This window comes from Streptomyces sp. GL_140, assembly GCF_057834465.1.
Window position 1 is genome coordinate 1666940 of record NZ_CM174404.1, and the last position, 15072, is coordinate 1682011.

The following is a 15072-nucleotide window of genomic DNA, read 5'->3' on the forward strand; positions in this document are numbered from 1 at the left end:
AAATATCCCTTTGGCACTCATGAAAGGGGGGACACCGGTCGCTGTCGCCGGTGCCCCCCTTTCGTACGGGCTGTTAGTCGCGGGCCGCGATCAGGTGCTCCGCGTGCTCCTGGAGCGAGCGGACGCCCACGTCGCCGCGGTTGAGCGCGTCGATGCCCTGGACGGCCGCGGCGAGCGCCTGGACCGTGGTGAGGCACGGGACGCCCCGCGCGACGGCGGCGGTGCGGATCTCGTAGCCGTCGAGGCGGCCGCCGGTGCCGTACGGGGTGTTGATGATCAGGTCGACCTGACCGTCGTGGATGAGCTGGACGACGGTCTTCTCGCCGTTCGGGCCCTCGCCCTCGCTGAGCTTGCGCACGACGGTGGCGTTGATGCCGTTGCGGCGCAGCACCTCCGCGGTGCCCGAGGTCGCCATCAGCTCGAAGCCGTGGGCGACGAGCTCGCGCGCCGGGAAGATCATCGAGCGCTTGTCCCGGTTGGCCACCGAGATGAAGGCGCGACCGCTGGTGGGCAGCGGGCCGTAGGCGCCGGCCTGCGACTTGGCGTACGCCGTGCCGAAGACCGAATCGATGCCCATGACTTCGCCGGTGGAGCGCATCTCCGGGCCCAGGACCGTGTCGACGCCGCGGCCGTGGATGTCGCGGAAGCGCGACCACGGCATGACGGCCTCCTTGACGGAGATCGGCGCGTCGAGCGGCAGGGTGCCGCCGTCGCCGTTCCTGGGGAGCATGCCCTCTTCGCGCAGCTCGGCGATGGTGGTGCCGAGCGAGATGCGGGCGGCGGCCTTGGCCAGCGGGACGGCGGTCGCCTTCGAGGTGAAGGGGACGGTCCGGGAGGCGCGCGGGTTGGCCTCCAGGACGTAGAGGATGTCACCCGCCATCGCGAACTGGATGTTGATCAGGCCGCGGACGCCGACGCCCTTGGCGATCGCCTCGGTGGAGGCGCGCAGGCGCTTGATGTCGTAGCCGCCCAGCGTGATCGGCGGCAGGGCGCAGGCCGAGTCGCCGGAGTGGATGCCGGCTTCCTCGATGTGCTCCATGACGCCGCCGAGGTAGAGCTCGGTGCCGTCGTAGAGGGCGTCGACGTCGATCTCGATCGCGTCGTCGAGGAACCGGTCGACCAGCACGGGGCGGGTCGGGGAGATCTCGGTGGACTCGGCGATGTACGAGGACAGCCGGTCCTCGTCGTAGACGATCTCCATGCCGCGGCCGCCGAGCACGTACGAGGGGCGTACGAGGACGGGGTAGCCGATCTCGTCGGCGATGGCCTTGGCGCCGGCGAAGGTGGTGGCCGTGCCGTGCTTGGGGGCGGGCAGGCCGGCGTCGGCGAGGACCTGGCCGAAGGCTCCGCGGTCCTCGGCGGCGTGGATGGCCTCCGGCGGGGTGCCGACGACGGGGACGCCGTTGTCCTTGAGCGCTTGGGCGAGACCCAGGGGGGTCTGGCCGCCGAGCTGGACGATGACACCGGCGATGGGGCCGGCCAGCGACTCGGCGTGGACGATCTCCAGCACGTCCTCGAGCGTCAGCGGCTCGAAGTACAGGCGGTCGGAGGTGTCGTAGTCGGTGGAGACGGTCTCCGGGTTGCAGTTGACCATCACGGTCTCGTAGCCGGCGTCGCTGAGGGCGAAGGAGGCGTGGACGCAGGAGTAGTCGAACTCGATGCCCTGGCCGATGCGGTTCGGGCCGGAGCCCAGGATGATGACCGCGGGCTTCTCGCGCGGGGCGACCTCGGACTCCTCGTCGTACGAGGAGTAGAAGTACGGGGTCTTCGCGGCGAACTCGGCGGCGCAGGTGTCGACCGTCTTGTAGACCGGGCGCACGCCGAGCGCGTGGCGGACCTCGCGGACCACGTCCTCGCGCAGGCCGCGGATCTCGGCGATCTGGGCGTCGGAGAAGCCGTGGCGCTTGGCCTCCGCGAGCAGCTCGGGGTAGAGCTTGTCGGCGGCGGCCAGCTCGTCCGCGATCTCCTTGATGAGGAAGAGCTGGTCGACGAACCAGGGGTCGATCTTCGTGGACTCGAAGACCTCTTCCTGGGTGGCGCCGGCGCGGATGGCCTGCATGACGGTGTTGATGCGGCCGTCGGTCGGGCGGACCGCGGTGGCGAGCAGTTCGTCCTTGTCGCCGACGGGGCCGACGAAGGTGAACTGCGAGCCCTTCTTCTCCAGGGAGCGCAGGGCCTTCTGGAGGGCCTCGGTGAAGTTGCGCCCGATGGCCATGGCCTCGCCCACCGACTTCATGGTGGTGGTGAGGGTGGCGTCGGCGAGCGGGAACTTCTCGAAGGCGAAGCGCGGGGCCTTGACGACGACGTAGTCGAGGGACGGCTCGAAGGAGGCCGGGGTCTTCTCGGTGATGTCGTTGGGGACCTCGTCGAGCGTGTAGCCGATGGCCAGCTTGGCGGCGATCTTGGCGATCGGGAAGCCGGTGGCCTTCGACGCGAGCGCCGAGGAGCGCGAGACGCGCGGGTTCATCTCGATGACGATGATCCGGCCGTCGGTCGGGTCGATCGCGAACTGGATGTTGCAGCCGCCGGTGTCGACGCCGACCTCGCGGATGATCGCGATGCCGATGTCGCGCAGCCGCTGGTACTCGCGGTCGGTCAGCGTCATCGCCGGGGCGACGGTGATGGAGTCGCCGGTGTGGACGCCCATCGGGTCGAAGTTCTCGATGGAGCAGACGACGACCACGTTGTCCTTGGTGTCGCGCATCAGCTCCAGCTCGTACTCCTTCCAGCCGAGGATGGACTCCTCCAGGAGCACCTCGGTGGTCGGGGAGAGCATCAGGCCCTGGCCGGCGATGCGGCGCAGCTCCTCCTCGTCGTGGGCGAAGCCGGAGCCGGCGCCGCCCATGGTGAAGGAGGGGCGCACGACGACGGGGTAGCCACCGAGGGTGTCGACGCCCTGGATGATGTCGTCCATCGTGTGGCAGATGACCGAGCGGGCGGACTCGCCGTAGCCGATCTTCGCCTTGACGGCTTCGACGACGCCCTTGAAGAGCTCTCGGTCCTCGCCCTTGTTGATGGCCTCGACGTTGGCGCCGATCAGCTCGACGTTGTACTTCTCCAGCACACCCTGCTCGTGCATGGAGATGGCGGTGTTGAGCGCGGTCTGGCCGCCGAGGGTCGGGAGCAGCGCGTCGGGGCGCTCCTTCGCGATGATCTTCTCGACGAACTCGGGGGTGATCGGCTCGACGTACGTGGCGTCGGCGATCTCCGGGTCGGTCATGATCGTGGCGGGGTTCGAGTTCACCAGGATGACCCGCAGGCCCTCGGCCTTGAGGATCCGGCAGGCCTGGGTGCCGGAGTAGTCGAACTCTGCGGCCTGTCCGATGACGATCGGGCCGGAGCCGATGACCAGGACGGACTGGATATCGGTGCGCTTAGGCACGCTCGGCCTCCATCAGATTTACGAAGCGGTCGAAGAGGTACGCGGCGTCGTGCGGGCCGGCAGCCGCCTCGGGGTGGTACTGGACGGAGAAGGCCGGCTGGTCGAGCAGCTGGAGGCCTTCGACGACCTGGTCGTTCAGGCATACGTGCGAGACCTCGGCGCGCCCGTAGGCGGTGTCCGAGACCTTGTCGAGGGGCGCGTCCACGGCGAAGCCGTGGTTGTGCGCGGTGATCTCGACCTTGCCGGTGGTGCGGTCCTGCACCGGCTGGTTGATGCCGCGGTGGCCGTACTTCAGCTTGTAGGTGCCGAAGCCGAGCGCGCGGCCCAGGATCTGGTTGCCGAAGCAGATGCCGAAGAGCGGGGTCTTGCGCTCCAGGACGCCCTGCATGACGGCCACCGGGCCGTCGGCGGTGGCCGGGTCGCCCGGGCCGTTGGAGAAGAACACGCCGTCCGGGTTGACCGCGTAGACGTCCTCGACGGTGGCGGTGGCGGGCAGGACGTGGACCTCGATGCCGCGCTCGGCCATCCGGTGCGGGGTCATGCCCTTGATGCCGAGGTCCACGGCGGCCACGGTGAACTTCTTCTCACCGATGGCGGGGACGACGTACGTCTCCTTGGTGGCGACCTCGGCGGAGAGGTTCGCGCCCTTCATCTGCGGGGCTTCCTTGACGCGGGCCAGCAGGGCCTCGTCGCGGACGCCGTCCCAGGCCTCGCCCGAGAAGATGCCGACGCGCATGGCGCCGCGCTCGCGCAGGTGGCGGGTGAGCGCCCGGGTGTCGATGCCGGAGATCCCGACGACGCCCTGCTTGACGAGCTCCTCGTCCAGCGAGCGCTGCGAGCGCCAGTTGGAGGGGACCCGTGCGGGGTCGCGTACGACGTATCCGGCGACCCAGATGCGGGAGGACTCGGGGTCCTCGTCGTTGACACCGGTGTTGCCCACGTGCGGGGCGGTCATCACGACGACCTGCCGGTGGTACGACGGGTCGGTGAGGGTCTCCTGGTAGCCGGTCATGCCGGTGGAGAACACGGCCTCGCCGAAGGTCTCCCCCACAGCGCCGTAGGCGCGGCCGCGGAAGATGCGGCCGTCCTCCAGGACGAGTACGGCGGGAGCTTTGGCTGCTCCCCTGGTGGAGGTCGTCATCGTTCGGCGCCTTCCGTCGTTGTGAGTGAGTGTTCCGTCATGTTCATCGCATTGATCGCTTCGACCCAGGCGGCGTGTTCCGCCGCGCGGTCGGAGCGGAATCCGGAGTCGATCAGCCTGCCGCCGTGCGCCCATGTGACGACGAGGAGACCGCCCTCGGTGAGTACCTTGCCCGCGATTCCCTTGTCGAGGCGGGCGCCGCGCAGTTGCGCGGCCGGTACGAAGAAGTCGGTGGCACCCGGACGGACCACGTCGAGCCCCGCGTCGGTGAGCGTGAGCTCGACCCTGCTGCGGATGCCCAGACCGTGGGCGACGATCCGGTCGAGCCACTGCCCGGCGGTGGTGGACCCGTGGTACCGGCCGGTCAGTGCCAGCCGGTGCTCGGGGAGACCGCCGGGGGCGGCGGGCAGCTCCGGCAGATCGCTCTGCAGGGTGCCGCGCCATTTCCAGCCCTGCCGCATCAGCCAGTACACGAACGCGATGAAGACGAGCAGACCGATCACCCACGCGATGCGGGCGCCCCAGTCCGTCACCTCCGCCGACTGCCGTTCGGCTGCCTCGGCGGCCAGTTGGATTACTGCAGGTGTCACGCCAGCGTCCCGTCCACGACCGTTGCCCGGCCCCGCAGGAAGGTGTGAGTGACGCGACCCGGCAGCTCACGGCCCTCGTAAGGCGTGTTGCGGCTGCGGGAAGCGAAGTGTGCGGGGTCCACGACACCACGGTACGAGGTATCGACCAAGGTCAGGTTCGCGGGTTCACCTGCCGAGACGGGGCGGCCGTGGTTCGCGAGGCCGCCGATGCGCGCCGGGGCGAAGGACATCCGCTCGGCGACACCCGCCCAGTCGAGCAGTCCGGTCTCCACCATCGTCTGCTGGACCACGGCGAGCGCGGTCTCCAGACCCACCATGCCCATGGCGGCGGCGGCCCACTCGCAGTCCTTGTCCTCGTGCGGGTGCGGGGCGTGGTCGGTGGCGACGATGTCGATCGTGCCGTCGGCGAGCGCCTCGCGCAGGGCCAGCACGTCGCGCTCGGTGCGCAGCGGCGGGTTGACCTTGTAGACGGGGTTGTAGGAGCGCACGAGCTCGTCGGTGAGGAGCAGGTGGTGCGGGGTGACCTCGGCGGTGACGTCGATGCCGCGGGACTTGGCCCAGCGGATGATCTCGACGGAGCCGGCGGTGGAGAGGTGGCAGATGTGCACCCGGGAACCGACGTGCTCGGCGAGGAGCACGTCGCGGGCGATGATCGACTCCTCGGCGACGGCCGGCCAGCCGCCCAGGCCCAGCTCGGCGGAGACGACGCCCTCGTTCATCTGGGCGCCCTCGGTGAGGCGGGGCTCCTGGGCGTGCTGGGCGACGACTCCGCCGAAGGCCTTCACGTACTCCAGGGCGCGGCGCATGATCACGGCGTCGTCCACGCACTTGCCGTCGTCGGAGAAGACGGTGACGCGGGCGGCGGACTCGTGCATGGCGCCCAGCTCGGAGAGCTGCTTGCCCTCCAGGCCGACGGTGACGGCGCCGATGGGCTGCACGTCGCAGTAGCCGGATTCCTTGCCCAGGCGCCACACCTGCTCGACGACGCCGGCGGTGTCGGCGACCGGGAAGGTGTTGGCCATCGCGAAGACGGCGGTGTAGCCGCCGGAGGCGGCGGCGCGGGTGCCGGTGAGGACGGTCTCGGAGTCCTCACGGCCGGGCTCGCGCAGGTGGGTGTGGAGGTCGACGAGGCCCGGGAGGAGGATCTTGCCCTCGGCCTCGATGACGGTCGCGTCCGCGGCCTCGATGCCGGTGCCCACCTCGGCGATGGTCTCGCCGTCGATCAGGACGTCCTGCGCCTCGCCGCCGAGCACCTTCGCGCCACGGATAAGGATCTTGCTCATGGTTACTTCTTCTCCTCGGTACGGGCGGCGGTGGTGGAGACGGCGGGCTCGGAGCCTCCGAGCAGCAGGTACAGGACGGCCATGCGGATCGAGACCCCGTTGGCGACCTGCTCGACGACCGTGCAACGGTCGGAGTCGGCCACCTCGGCGGTGATCTCCATGCCACGGACCATCGGGCCGGGGTGCATGACGACGGCGTGCTCGGGCATCCGCGCCATCCGGGCGCCGTCCAGGCCGTAGCGGCGGGAGTACTCGCGCTCGGTCGGGAAGAAGGCCGCGTTCATCCGCTCGCGCTGCACCCGCAGCATCATGACGGCGTCGGACTTCGGCAGCACCGCGTCCAGGCTGTACGAGATCTCGCACGGCCAGGCTTCGACCCCGACGGGCACGAGGGTCGGCGGGGCGACCAGGGTGACCTCGGCGCCGAGGGTGTGCAGCAGGTGGACGTTGGAGCGGGCCACGCGGCTGTGCAGGATGTCGCCGACGATGGTGATCCGGCGGCCGTTCAGGTCCTTGCCGAGCCCGGCGTCCTTGCCGACCAGCCGGCGGCGCATGGTGAAGGCGTCGAGCAGGGCCTGGGTGGGGTGCTCGTGGGTGCCGTCACCGGCGTTGATGACGGGGGCGTCGATCCAGCCGGAGGTCGCGAGCCGGTAGGGGGCGCCGGAGGCGCTGTGCCGGATGACCACGGCGTCGACGCCCATGGCCTCCAGGGTCTGGGCGGTGTCCTTGAGGGACTCGCCCTTGGAGACGCTGGAGCCCTTGGCCGCGAAGTTGATGACGTCGGCGGAGAGGCGCTTCTCGGCGGCTTCGAAGGAGATCCGCGTGCGCGTCGAGTCCTCGAAGAAGAGGTTGCAGATGGTGCGGCCGCGCAAGGTGGGCAGTTTCTTTATCGGCCGGTCCGCGACGCGGGCCATCTCCTCGGCGGTGTCGAGGATGAGGACCGCGTCGTCGCGGGTGAGGTCGGCGGCCGAGATGAGGTGGCGCTTCATCCGGGTACTCCGTACGTCGGTGTGGTCAGAGCTGTGGGGAGGGCAGACGGTCCGGCCGGCGGACCGGGTTGCGGGCATGGCAGGCCGGGGCGCGGACCCCCGGGGGTCCGGCACTCGTGGGGACTACTGCCCGCCCGCTGTCCGGGCGGTCCGCTGGCCGAGCAGTACGGCGTCACGGCCGTCCTCCTCCTGGAGCTGGACCGACACGTTCTCCCGCAGCGACGTGGGGAGGTTCTTGCCGACGTAGTCGGCGCGGATCGGCAGCTCGCGGTGGCCGCGGTCGACGAGGACCGCGAGCTGTACGGCGCGGGGGCGGCCGATGTCGCCGAGGGCGTCGAGGGCGGCGCGGATGGTGCGGCCGGAGAACAGGACGTCGTCGACGAGGACGACCAGGCGGCCGTCGATGTCGTCGCCGGGGATCTCGGTGCGGCCGATCGCACGGGCCGGCTTCATCCGCAGGTCGTCGCGGTACATGGTGATGTCGAGGGAACCGACCGGGATCTTGGCACCGGTGATCTCTTCGAGCTTGGCCGCCAGCCGGCGGGCCAGGTACACACCGCGGGTGGGAATGCCGAGGAGCACCACGTCGTCGGCGCCCTTGGCGCGTTCGACGATCTCGTGGGCGATTCGGGTCAGGACCCGTGCGATGTCCTGTGCGTCGAGAACGGGACGCATGACATCGGAATCGGAAATGGGATCGTGCTGGGTGTCCATGAAAAGGACCTCCTTCTCCGCCTCACGGGACGGACCTTAAAGGACGGTCTGATGTACGTGTTCCACGGTACCAGGGGGATTCCCGCGACCTCGCCCCGGGCCGGCCCAGGACCCCTCTTAAGTGGGCGTTGGTGACCATTCGGCTTGACGCATCCAAGTAACGCTGCGTAACCTCACAGTGAGTTACCAGCCGCGCGGCGGAGCCGCACTCTTGTCACAGCGTCCGGGAGCGTTATGTCCAGCGAATACGCCAAACAGCTCGGGGCCAAGCTCCGCGCCATCCGCACCCAGCAGGGCCTTTCCCTCCATGGTGTCGAGGAGAAGTCCCAGGGCCGTTGGAAGGCCGTGGTGGTCGGGTCCTACGAGCGCGGCGACCGCGCCGTGACCGTCCAGCGCCTTGCCGAGCTGGCGGACTTCTACGGGGTTCCGGTGCAGGAGCTGCTGCCGGGCACGACCCCCGGCGGAGCGGCCGAGCCGCCGCCGAAGCTGCGCCTCGACCTGGAGCGCCTGGCCCACGTACCCGCGGAGAAGGCCGGCCCGCTGCAGCGTTACGCGGCGACCATCCAGAGCCAGCGCGGCGACTACAACGGCAAGGTGCTCTCGATCCGCCAGGACGACCTGCGCACCCTCGCCGTCATCTACGACCAGTCCCCCTCGGTCCTGACCGAACAGCTGATCAGCTGGGGCGTGCTGGACGCTGACGCGCGGCGCGCGGTGGCGCACGAGGACATCTAGTCCCCAGCGGTACCGGGCCCCGGCCCAGCAGAAACGTTACCGGCGGGTGCCGGGGAGCCGAGAGGCCCCCGGCACCCGCCGGTTTTTTCGTGCCTGCCGCCATCCGTGCGGCATGCGCGCCCGGCGAAACGGCAGGGCCCGCAGCGCGTGTGCGCTGCGGGCCCTGCCGTTCTCGCCCGTCCGGCGCGCCTGTCAGCTCTCGCTGCGACGCAGGTTCGGCTTGAGGTCCTTGAAGCGGCCCAGGAGCCCGTTCACGAACGAGGGCGACTCGTCCGTGGAGAACTCCTTGGCCAGCTGGACGGCCTCGTCGATGGCCACGGCGTCCGGGGTGCCATCCACCCAGATCAGCTCGTAGGCACCGAGACGCACGATGTTCCGGTCCGCGACCGGCATGCGGTCGAGGTCCCAGTCCACGGCGTAGGTGGCGATCAGATCGTCGATGCGGTCCACCTTGTCGGCGTACCCCTCGACGAGTTCCATGGTGAACTCGTTCACCGCGGGCTGGCGGTCGGTGTCCGACCGCGAGTGGCGGATCCAGTCCGCGAGGACCTCGCGCACGGAGACCCCGCGCTGGTCGGCCTCGAACAGGATCTGGAAAGCGCGCTTGCGCGCGTTGCTCCGAGCAGCCACGGTTAGCTGTTCACCCGGCCGAGGTAGTCGCCGTTGCGGGTGTCGACCTTGACCTTCTCGCCGGTGTTGACGAAGAGCGGGACCTGCATCTCGTAGCCGGTCTCCAGCTTCGCCGGCTTGGTGCCGCCGGTGGAGCGGTCGCCCTGGACACCCGGGTCGGTGTGCTCGATGACCAGCTCGACCGAGGTCGGCAGCTCGACGTAGAGCACCGCGCCCTCGTTCTGGGCGACGGAGGCGGTGAAGCCCTCGATCAGGAAGTTGGCGGAGTCGCCGACGACCTTGCGGTCGACCATCAGCTGGTCGAAGGTGTCCATGTCCATGAAGACGAAGTACTCGCCGTCCATGTACGAGAACTGCATGTCACGGCGGTCGATGGTGGCCGTCTCGACCTTCGTGCCGGCGTTGAACGTCTTGTCGACGACCTTGCCGGAGAGCACGTGCTTGAGCTTGGTGCGCACGAAGGCCGGGCCCTTGCCGGGCTTGACGTGCTGGAACTCGACGACGGACCAGAGCTGGCCACCGTCGAGCTTGAGCACCATGCCGTTCTTGAGGTCGTTCGTGGAAGCCACGGTTTGGGAATCTCCTGCACTGGAAGACCACGGGTGCGCGCACAGTCCGCCGGGGCGGACTAGAGCGCGAGCAGCTCCTTGGTCGTAATGGTGAGTAGCTCGGGACCGCCGTCCGCCTCGGGGCGTACGACGAGCGTGTCATCGATCCGGACACCTCCCCGGCCGGGGAGGTGAACCCCCGGTTCGACGGTGACCGGCACGCAAGCGTCCAGTTTACCCATGGCCGTAGGTGCAAGCTGCGGGTCCTCGTCGATTTCGAGGCCGACTCCGTGTCCCATCCACGCCGCGAGGGCTTCGCCGTGACCTGCGGAGTCGAGTACGGAGCGGGCGGCGTGATCCACATCTCGGTACGCGGCCCCCGGACGGAGGGCTTCCCGCCCGGCCCGCTGCGCGGCGAAGACCAGGTCGTACAGCTCGATCTGCCAGTCCGCGGGGGTGGTGCCGATCACGAAGGTGCGGCCGATCTCGCAGCGGTAGCCCCGGTAGTTGGCGCCCAGGCAGACGGAGAGGAAGTCCCCCTCCTCCACCCTGCGGTCGGAGGGCCGGTGCCGGGAGCGGCCGGAGTGCGGGCCGGTCCCCACGGACGTCGGGAAGGCCGGACCGTCGGCCCCGTGGTCCACGAGGCGGCGCTCCAGCTCCAGCGCGAGGTGCCGCTCGGTGCGGCCCACCAGGATCGATTCCAGCAGTTCACCGAGGGCCTGGTCGGCGATCTCGGCGGCGATCCGCAGACAGGCGATCTCCTCCTCGTCCTTGACGAGGCGCTGCTGTTCGACGGCGGTCCCCAGATCTCCCAGACGCAGCCCCGGCGCCACGGAGCTCAGGGCGCGGTGTCGTCCGACCGTGAGGTGGTGCTCCTCCACAGCCAGGGAATCGGCCCGTCCGGAGGCGGCCAGGTCGGCGGCCGCAACGGCGGGATCCGCCCCGGGACCCACCAGTACGGAGAGCCGCAGGTTCTCGTCGAGTCTTCCCTCGTCCGCCTCACCGGTGGGCGTCGACGCGCAGAACAGCATGTCCTCGCCGCCCGGTCCGAGGAGCAGGACGGCGCCCAGCGGTGACGCCCCGGAGAGGTAGCGCACGTTCGCCGGACGCGTGATGAGTGCGGCGGCGTTCCCGGCGGCCGCACAGCGGTCGCGAAGCAGGCCCCGGCGGGCCGCGTACACGTCTGACATGTTTCCGAGCCTACGAGCGCCGCGCGCATCCGGCCTGGTGAGCGCGACCGTCCGGGGCGGCCCCGGTGCGCAGCCGGGGTCCGGCTCAGTAGGCGGGCGCCGAGATGGCGCGGGCCAGGGTCTCGTCCAGGGCGCGGGCGGTGCCCTCGATGTCCAGGTGGGAGTTGTCGATGATGGGCAGCCCGGAGCCGTACCAGCCCGCCATGCGCCCGTGGATCCGGGCGACTTCCTCGTCCGAGAGCCGCCGGTTTCCGGAGCGGGCGGCGTTGCGCTCCAGGACTATCTCCAGGCCGGGCAGCAGCACCACCGGCAGCAGCGCGGGCCCCACGTGGCGCTTCCAGCCGCCGAGGCCCACCACGGGGCGGTCCGGGAAGACGGCGTCGTCGAGGATGCAGGAGATGCCGTTGGCCAGGAAGTTGCGGGCCGCGAAGCCGCAGGTGCGGCGGGCGAGGCGGTACTGGGCCTCGGAGTGGTCGTTCCAGCCGGCCTGCGGGTCCGCGAAGCCCGAGCACACCCATTCCCGTACGTCGTCCAGGCTGATGTGCGCGGTGGGGACCGGCCGGGTGCCCGCCCAGTGGCGGGCCACCGTGGTCTTGCCGGCGCCCGCGGGGCCGATGAGCAGGACCGCGAGGGTGGCGCCGCCCGTGCCCGGGACGGCGGGCGGGAGCGGAATGTGCCCGGTGGACCCGTCCGGTGCTCCCGGCACGGGCATCGGCATCTGGGCCGGCGGCACGGGCATGGGCGGCACGGGCCAGCCCGGTCCCGGGGGTACCGGCGGCCGGGACGGCGCCGCCGGGTGCTGGCCCCCCGGCGGCTCCCAGCCCCCGCCCCCCACTCCGTGCTGCATGCGCTGCCACTCCGTCCCGTTCCGCCACGACTGATGCGAGAACGTTATATGACCCGGGAGGTCCGGAGGGTCACGCGGTCATGCCCTCGGACGGATCAGGCCGCCACTTCGCCGAAGGCGGCCATCAGGACGGCCGGGTCCGGGCCCTCCAGGACGGTCGGCTTGGCCAGCCCGTCCAGGACGATGAAACGCAGCAGGTCGCCGCGGGACTTCTTGTCGAGCTTCATCGTCTCCAGCAGCTTGGGCCACTGGTCGCCCCGGTAGGTCAGCGGCAGTCCGACCGCGGCGAGGATCGCCCTGTGCCGGTCGGCCGTCACGTCGTCGAGGCGGCCGGCGAGGCGGCCGAGCTCGGACGCGAAGACCATGCCGACCGAGACGGCCGCGCCGTGGCGCCACTTGTAGCGCTCGTTCTTCTCGATGGCGTGCGCGAGGGTGTGCCCGTAGTTCAGGATCTCCCGCAGGCCCGTCTCCTTGAGGTCGGCGGAGACCACGTCCGCCTTGACCTGGATGGAGCGGCAGATCAGCTCGGCCGTGTGCGGGCCGGCGGGCGTCCGCGCGCCCTCGGGGTCCGCCTCGATCAGGTCGAGGATCACCGGGTCGGAGATGAATCCGGCCTTGATGACCTCGGCGAGACCGCTGACGTAGTCGTTGACCGGCAGCGATTCCAGTGCCGCCAGGTCGCAGAGCACGCCGACCGGCGGGTGGAAGACGCCGACGAGGTTCTTGCCCTCGGCGGTGTTGATGCCGGTCTTGCCGCCGACGGCCGCGTCCACCATCGCCAGGATGGTGGTCGGTACGGCGATCCAGCGCACGCCTCGCAGCCAGGAGGCCGCGACGAAGCCCGCGAGGTCGGTGGTGGATCCCCCGCCGACCCCGACGATGACGTCGGTGCGCGTGAAGCCGGACTGCCCGAGGGCCTTCCAGCAGTACGCCGCCACCTCGACCGTCTTGGCCTCTTCGGCGTTCGGAACCTGGATGGCGACGGCCTCGTAGCCCTGTGCGGCGAGGTCGTCGCGCAGCGCCTCACCGGTGGCCGCGAGGGCCTCCGGGTGGATGACGGCGACCCGCTGGGCCTTGCTACCGATCAGGGAGCCCAGCTCGCCGAGCAGCCGGCTGCCGACCAGTACCTCGTACGCGTCGTGCCCGGCGCTGGCGCCGACCTGGATCCGCGTCACCTGGTCTGTCATGCGTTCTTCAACTCCAGTGCGTCGAGGACCGCGTCGGCGACCTCTTCGGGGGTGCGCTCGTCGGTGGCCACCACGACGCGCGCTACTTCGGTGTACAGGGGGCTCCGGGCGTCCATCAGCTCGCGCCACTTGCGGCGCGGGTTGACGGCGAGGAGCGGGCGCGCGGTGCCGAGGCCCACGCGCCTGACGGCTTCCTCGACACCCAGCGAGAGGTAGGCCACGGGCCGGCCGGCCAGCAGCTTCCTCGTCGTGTCGTCGAGGACGGCGCCGCCGCCGAGGGCGAGTACTCCGTCGTGACCGGCGAGGGCGGCGGAGACCGCCTCCCGCTCCAGTTCACGGAAGTGCGGCTCGCCCTCGTCGATGAAGATGTCGGAGATCTCCCGGCCCTGCGCCGCCACGATGTCGGCGTCGGTGTCCCGGTAGGAGACTCCGAGCCGCTCGGCGAGCAGTTGGCCCACCGTGGACTTGCCGGACCCCATGGGGCCGACGAGAACGACCAGGGGTCCGGTCGCGGGGGTTGCGGGGGTGCCCGTCACCGGATCTGGAGGTTGTCGAGGTACGCCTGGACGTTGCGGCGGGTCTCGGGGACGGAGTCGCCACCGAACTTCTCCACGACGGCGTCGGCCAGCACCAGGGCGACCATGGCCTCGGCGACGATGCCCGCGGCGGGCACGGCACAGACGTCGGAGCGCTGGTGGTGCGCGACGGTGGCCTCGCCGGTGGCCACGTCCACGGTCGCCAGGGCCTTGGGCACGGTGGCGATCGGCTTCATGGCGGCGCGGACGCGCAGCAGCTCACCGGTGGTCAGACCGCCCTCGGTACCGCCGGAGCGGCCGGTGGTGCGCCGCAGTCCCTCGGGGGTGGAGACGATCTCGTCGTGCGCCTGCGAGCCGGGCACGCGGGCCAGGTCGAAGCCGTCGCCGACCTCGACGCCCTTGATGGCCTGGATGCCCATGAGCGCGGCCGCGAGGCGCGCGTCGAGACGGCGGTCCCAGTGCACGTGCGAGCCGAGGCCGACGGGCACGCCGTAGGCGAGGACCTCGACGACGCCGCCGAGGGTGTCGCCGTCCTTGTGGGCCTGGTCGATCTCCGCGACCATCTGCTTCGACGCGTCGGCGTCGAGGCAGCGCACCGGGTCGGCGTCGAGCTTCTCGACGTCGGCGGGGGTCGGGTAGACCCCGTACGGGGCCTTGGCGGAGGCCAGCTCCACCACGTGGGAGACGATCTCGATGCCCGCGACCTCCTTGATGAAGGACCGGGCGATGGCTCCGAGGGCGACCCGGGCGGCGGTCTCACGGGCGCTGGCGCGCTCCAGGATCGGCCGGGCCTCGGAGAAGCCGTACTTCTGCATGCCCGCGAGGTCGGCGTGGCCGGGGCGGGGACGGGTCAGCGCCGCGTTGCGGCCGGTCTCCTTGAGCAGCGAGGGGTCGACCGGGTCGGCCGACATGACGGTCTCCCACTTCGGCCACTCGGTGTTGCCGATCATGACGGCGACCGGCGATCCCTGCGACAAGCCGTGGCGGACACCGCCGAGGAAGGTGATCTCGTCCTGCTCGAACTTCATCCGCGCACCTCGGCCGTAGCCGAGCCGACGCCGGGCCAGGTGTTCGGCCACCAGCTCCGTGGTGACCGGGACGCCGGCGGGAAGACCCTCCAGCGTCGCCACCAGCGCCGGGCCGTGCGATTCTCCGGCCGTCAGCCAACGCAACCTGCTCAACGATGCTCCTCATGCTCGCGCCTGATCCAGCGATGGCGCGATCGGGTGCGCGGCCCGGACCCGCCTTCACCCGATCCTCCCATGTCCGGGCCGTTACACCGCCCTCCGGTCCAACAGCC

The 15072-nt window shown here is 70.6% G+C and carries 14 protein-coding genes; 1 reads left to right on the forward strand and 13 read right to left on the reverse strand.

Annotated features, from left to right (window positions below; all coding sequences use genetic code 11):
* Positions 1 to 73: 73 nt before the first annotated feature.
* The 6 genes from carB to pyrR all read right to left on the reverse strand — a co-directional run bounded on the left by carB (position 74) and on the right by pyrR (position 8099).
* On the reverse strand, positions 74 to 3382 hold the full coding sequence (carB, locus tag AC3IYJ_RS07740; protein ID WP_489400594.1) for a carbamoyl-phosphate synthase large subunit: 3309 nt from the start codon (positions 3380 to 3382) through the stop codon (positions 74 to 76).
* A complete protein-coding gene (carA, locus tag AC3IYJ_RS07745) occupies positions 3375 to 4523 on the reverse strand; it encodes a glutamine-hydrolyzing carbamoyl-phosphate synthase small subunit (protein WP_489400595.1) in 1149 nt (382 codons plus the stop codon). Before carA ends, carB begins: the two co-directional genes overlap by 8 nt.
* Entirely contained in the window at positions 4520 to 5113 is a 594-nt protein-coding gene (locus AC3IYJ_RS07750) for a PH-like domain-containing protein (RefSeq protein ID WP_489400596.1), read from the reverse strand. Before AC3IYJ_RS07750 ends, carA begins: the two co-directional genes overlap by 4 nt.
* Complete coding sequence (locus tag AC3IYJ_RS07755; protein WP_489400597.1) at positions 5110 to 6396, reverse strand: dihydroorotase; 1287 nt, start codon at positions 6394 to 6396, stop codon at positions 5110 to 5112. Before AC3IYJ_RS07755 ends, AC3IYJ_RS07750 begins: the two co-directional genes overlap by 4 nt.
* A 2-nt stretch (positions 6397 to 6398) precedes the next feature.
* Positions 6399 to 7385: an aspartate carbamoyltransferase catalytic subunit gene (locus tag AC3IYJ_RS07760; RefSeq protein WP_489400598.1), complete on the reverse strand. Its 987-nt coding sequence runs from the start codon at positions 7383 to 7385 to the stop codon at positions 6399 to 6401.
* 123 nt (positions 7386 to 7508) lie between these two features.
* The gene (gene pyrR, locus AC3IYJ_RS07765; protein ID WP_489400599.1) at positions 7509 to 8099 is read right to left on the reverse strand and encodes a bifunctional pyr operon transcriptional regulator/uracil phosphoribosyltransferase PyrR; all 591 of its coding nucleotides are present in this window, start codon (positions 8097 to 8099) and stop codon (positions 7509 to 7511) included.
* Positions 8100 to 8333: 234 nt separating this feature from the next.
* On the opposite strand from pyrR, the gene bldD reads away from it, so the two are divergent.
* Positions 8334 to 8834: a transcriptional regulator BldD gene (gene bldD, locus AC3IYJ_RS07770; protein ID WP_069929708.1), complete on the forward strand. Its 501-nt coding sequence runs from the start codon at positions 8334 to 8336 to the stop codon at positions 8832 to 8834.
* A gap of 192 nt (positions 8835 to 9026) precedes the next feature.
* Here the strand turns inward: bldD and nusB are convergent, their stop codons facing one another.
* The 7 genes from nusB to aroC form a co-directional block, all read right to left on the reverse strand.
* Positions 9027 to 9464, reverse strand: coding sequence for a transcription antitermination factor NusB (gene nusB / locus AC3IYJ_RS07775; RefSeq protein WP_489400600.1), 438 nt, complete (start codon positions 9462 to 9464; stop codon positions 9027 to 9029).
* A 2-nt stretch (positions 9465 to 9466) separates the two neighbouring features.
* A complete protein-coding gene (efp, locus tag AC3IYJ_RS07780) occupies positions 9467 to 10033 on the reverse strand; it encodes an elongation factor P (protein WP_489400601.1) in 567 nt (188 codons plus the stop codon).
* A 59-nt stretch (positions 10034 to 10092) separates the two neighbouring features.
* Positions 10093 to 11202 carry an aminopeptidase P family protein gene (locus tag AC3IYJ_RS07785; protein ID WP_489400602.1) on the reverse strand — a complete coding sequence of 370 codons (1110 nt, stop codon included), beginning with the start codon at positions 11200 to 11202 and terminating at the stop codon, positions 10093 to 10095.
* An 85-nt stretch (positions 11203 to 11287) separates the two neighbouring features.
* Complete coding sequence (locus AC3IYJ_RS07790) at positions 11288 to 12049, reverse strand: AAA family ATPase (protein WP_489400603.1); 762 nt, start codon at positions 12047 to 12049, stop codon at positions 11288 to 11290.
* Between the two features lie 95 nt (positions 12050 to 12144).
* Complete coding sequence (aroB, locus tag AC3IYJ_RS07795) at positions 12145 to 13236, reverse strand: 3-dehydroquinate synthase (RefSeq protein ID WP_489400604.1); 1092 nt, start codon at positions 13234 to 13236, stop codon at positions 12145 to 12147.
* On the reverse strand, positions 13233 to 13715 hold the full coding sequence (locus tag AC3IYJ_RS07800) for a shikimate kinase (protein ID WP_489402732.1): 483 nt from the start codon (positions 13713 to 13715) through the stop codon (positions 13233 to 13235). Before AC3IYJ_RS07800 ends, aroB begins: the two co-directional genes overlap by 4 nt.
* A gap of 53 nt (positions 13716 to 13768) precedes the next feature.
* Complete coding sequence (gene aroC / locus AC3IYJ_RS07805; RefSeq protein WP_489400605.1) at positions 13769 to 14953, reverse strand: chorismate synthase; 1185 nt, start codon at positions 14951 to 14953, stop codon at positions 13769 to 13771.
* Positions 14954 to 15072 lie beyond the last annotated feature (119 nt).

Bases quoted from the DNA above. Each gene is read 5' to 3' on its own strand.
- aroB (WP_489400604.1), bottom strand. From the start codon at position 13,236: ATGACAGACCAGGTGACGCGGATCCAGGTCGGCGCCAGCGCCGGGCAC.
- bldD (WP_069929708.1), top strand. From the start codon at position 8,334: ATGTCCAGCGAATACGCCAAACAGCTCGGGGCCAAGCTCCGCGCCATC.
- AC3IYJ_RS07785 (WP_489400602.1), bottom strand. From the start codon at position 11,202: ATGTCAGACGTGTACGCGGCCCGCCGGGGCCTGCTTCGCGACCGCTGT.
- AC3IYJ_RS07790 (WP_489400603.1), bottom strand. From the start codon at position 12,049: ATGCAGCACGGAGTGGGGGGCGGGGGCTGGGAGCCGCCGGGGGGCCAG.
- carA (WP_489400595.1), bottom strand. From the start codon at position 4,523: ATGACGACCTCCACCAGGGGAGCAGCCAAAGCTCCCGCCGTACTCGTC.
- pyrR (WP_489400599.1), bottom strand. From the start codon at position 8,099: ATGGACACCCAGCACGATCCCATTTCCGATTCCGATGTCATGCGTCCC.
- AC3IYJ_RS07760 (WP_489400598.1), bottom strand. From the start codon at position 7,385: ATGAAGCGCCACCTCATCTCGGCCGCCGACCTCACCCGCGACGACGCG.
- AC3IYJ_RS07800 (WP_489402732.1), bottom strand. From the start codon at position 13,715: ATGGGGTCCGGCAAGTCCACGGTGGGCCAACTGCTCGCCGAGCGGCTC.
- AC3IYJ_RS07755 (WP_489400597.1), bottom strand. From the start codon at position 6,396: ATGAGCAAGATCCTTATCCGTGGCGCGAAGGTGCTCGGCGGCGAGGCG.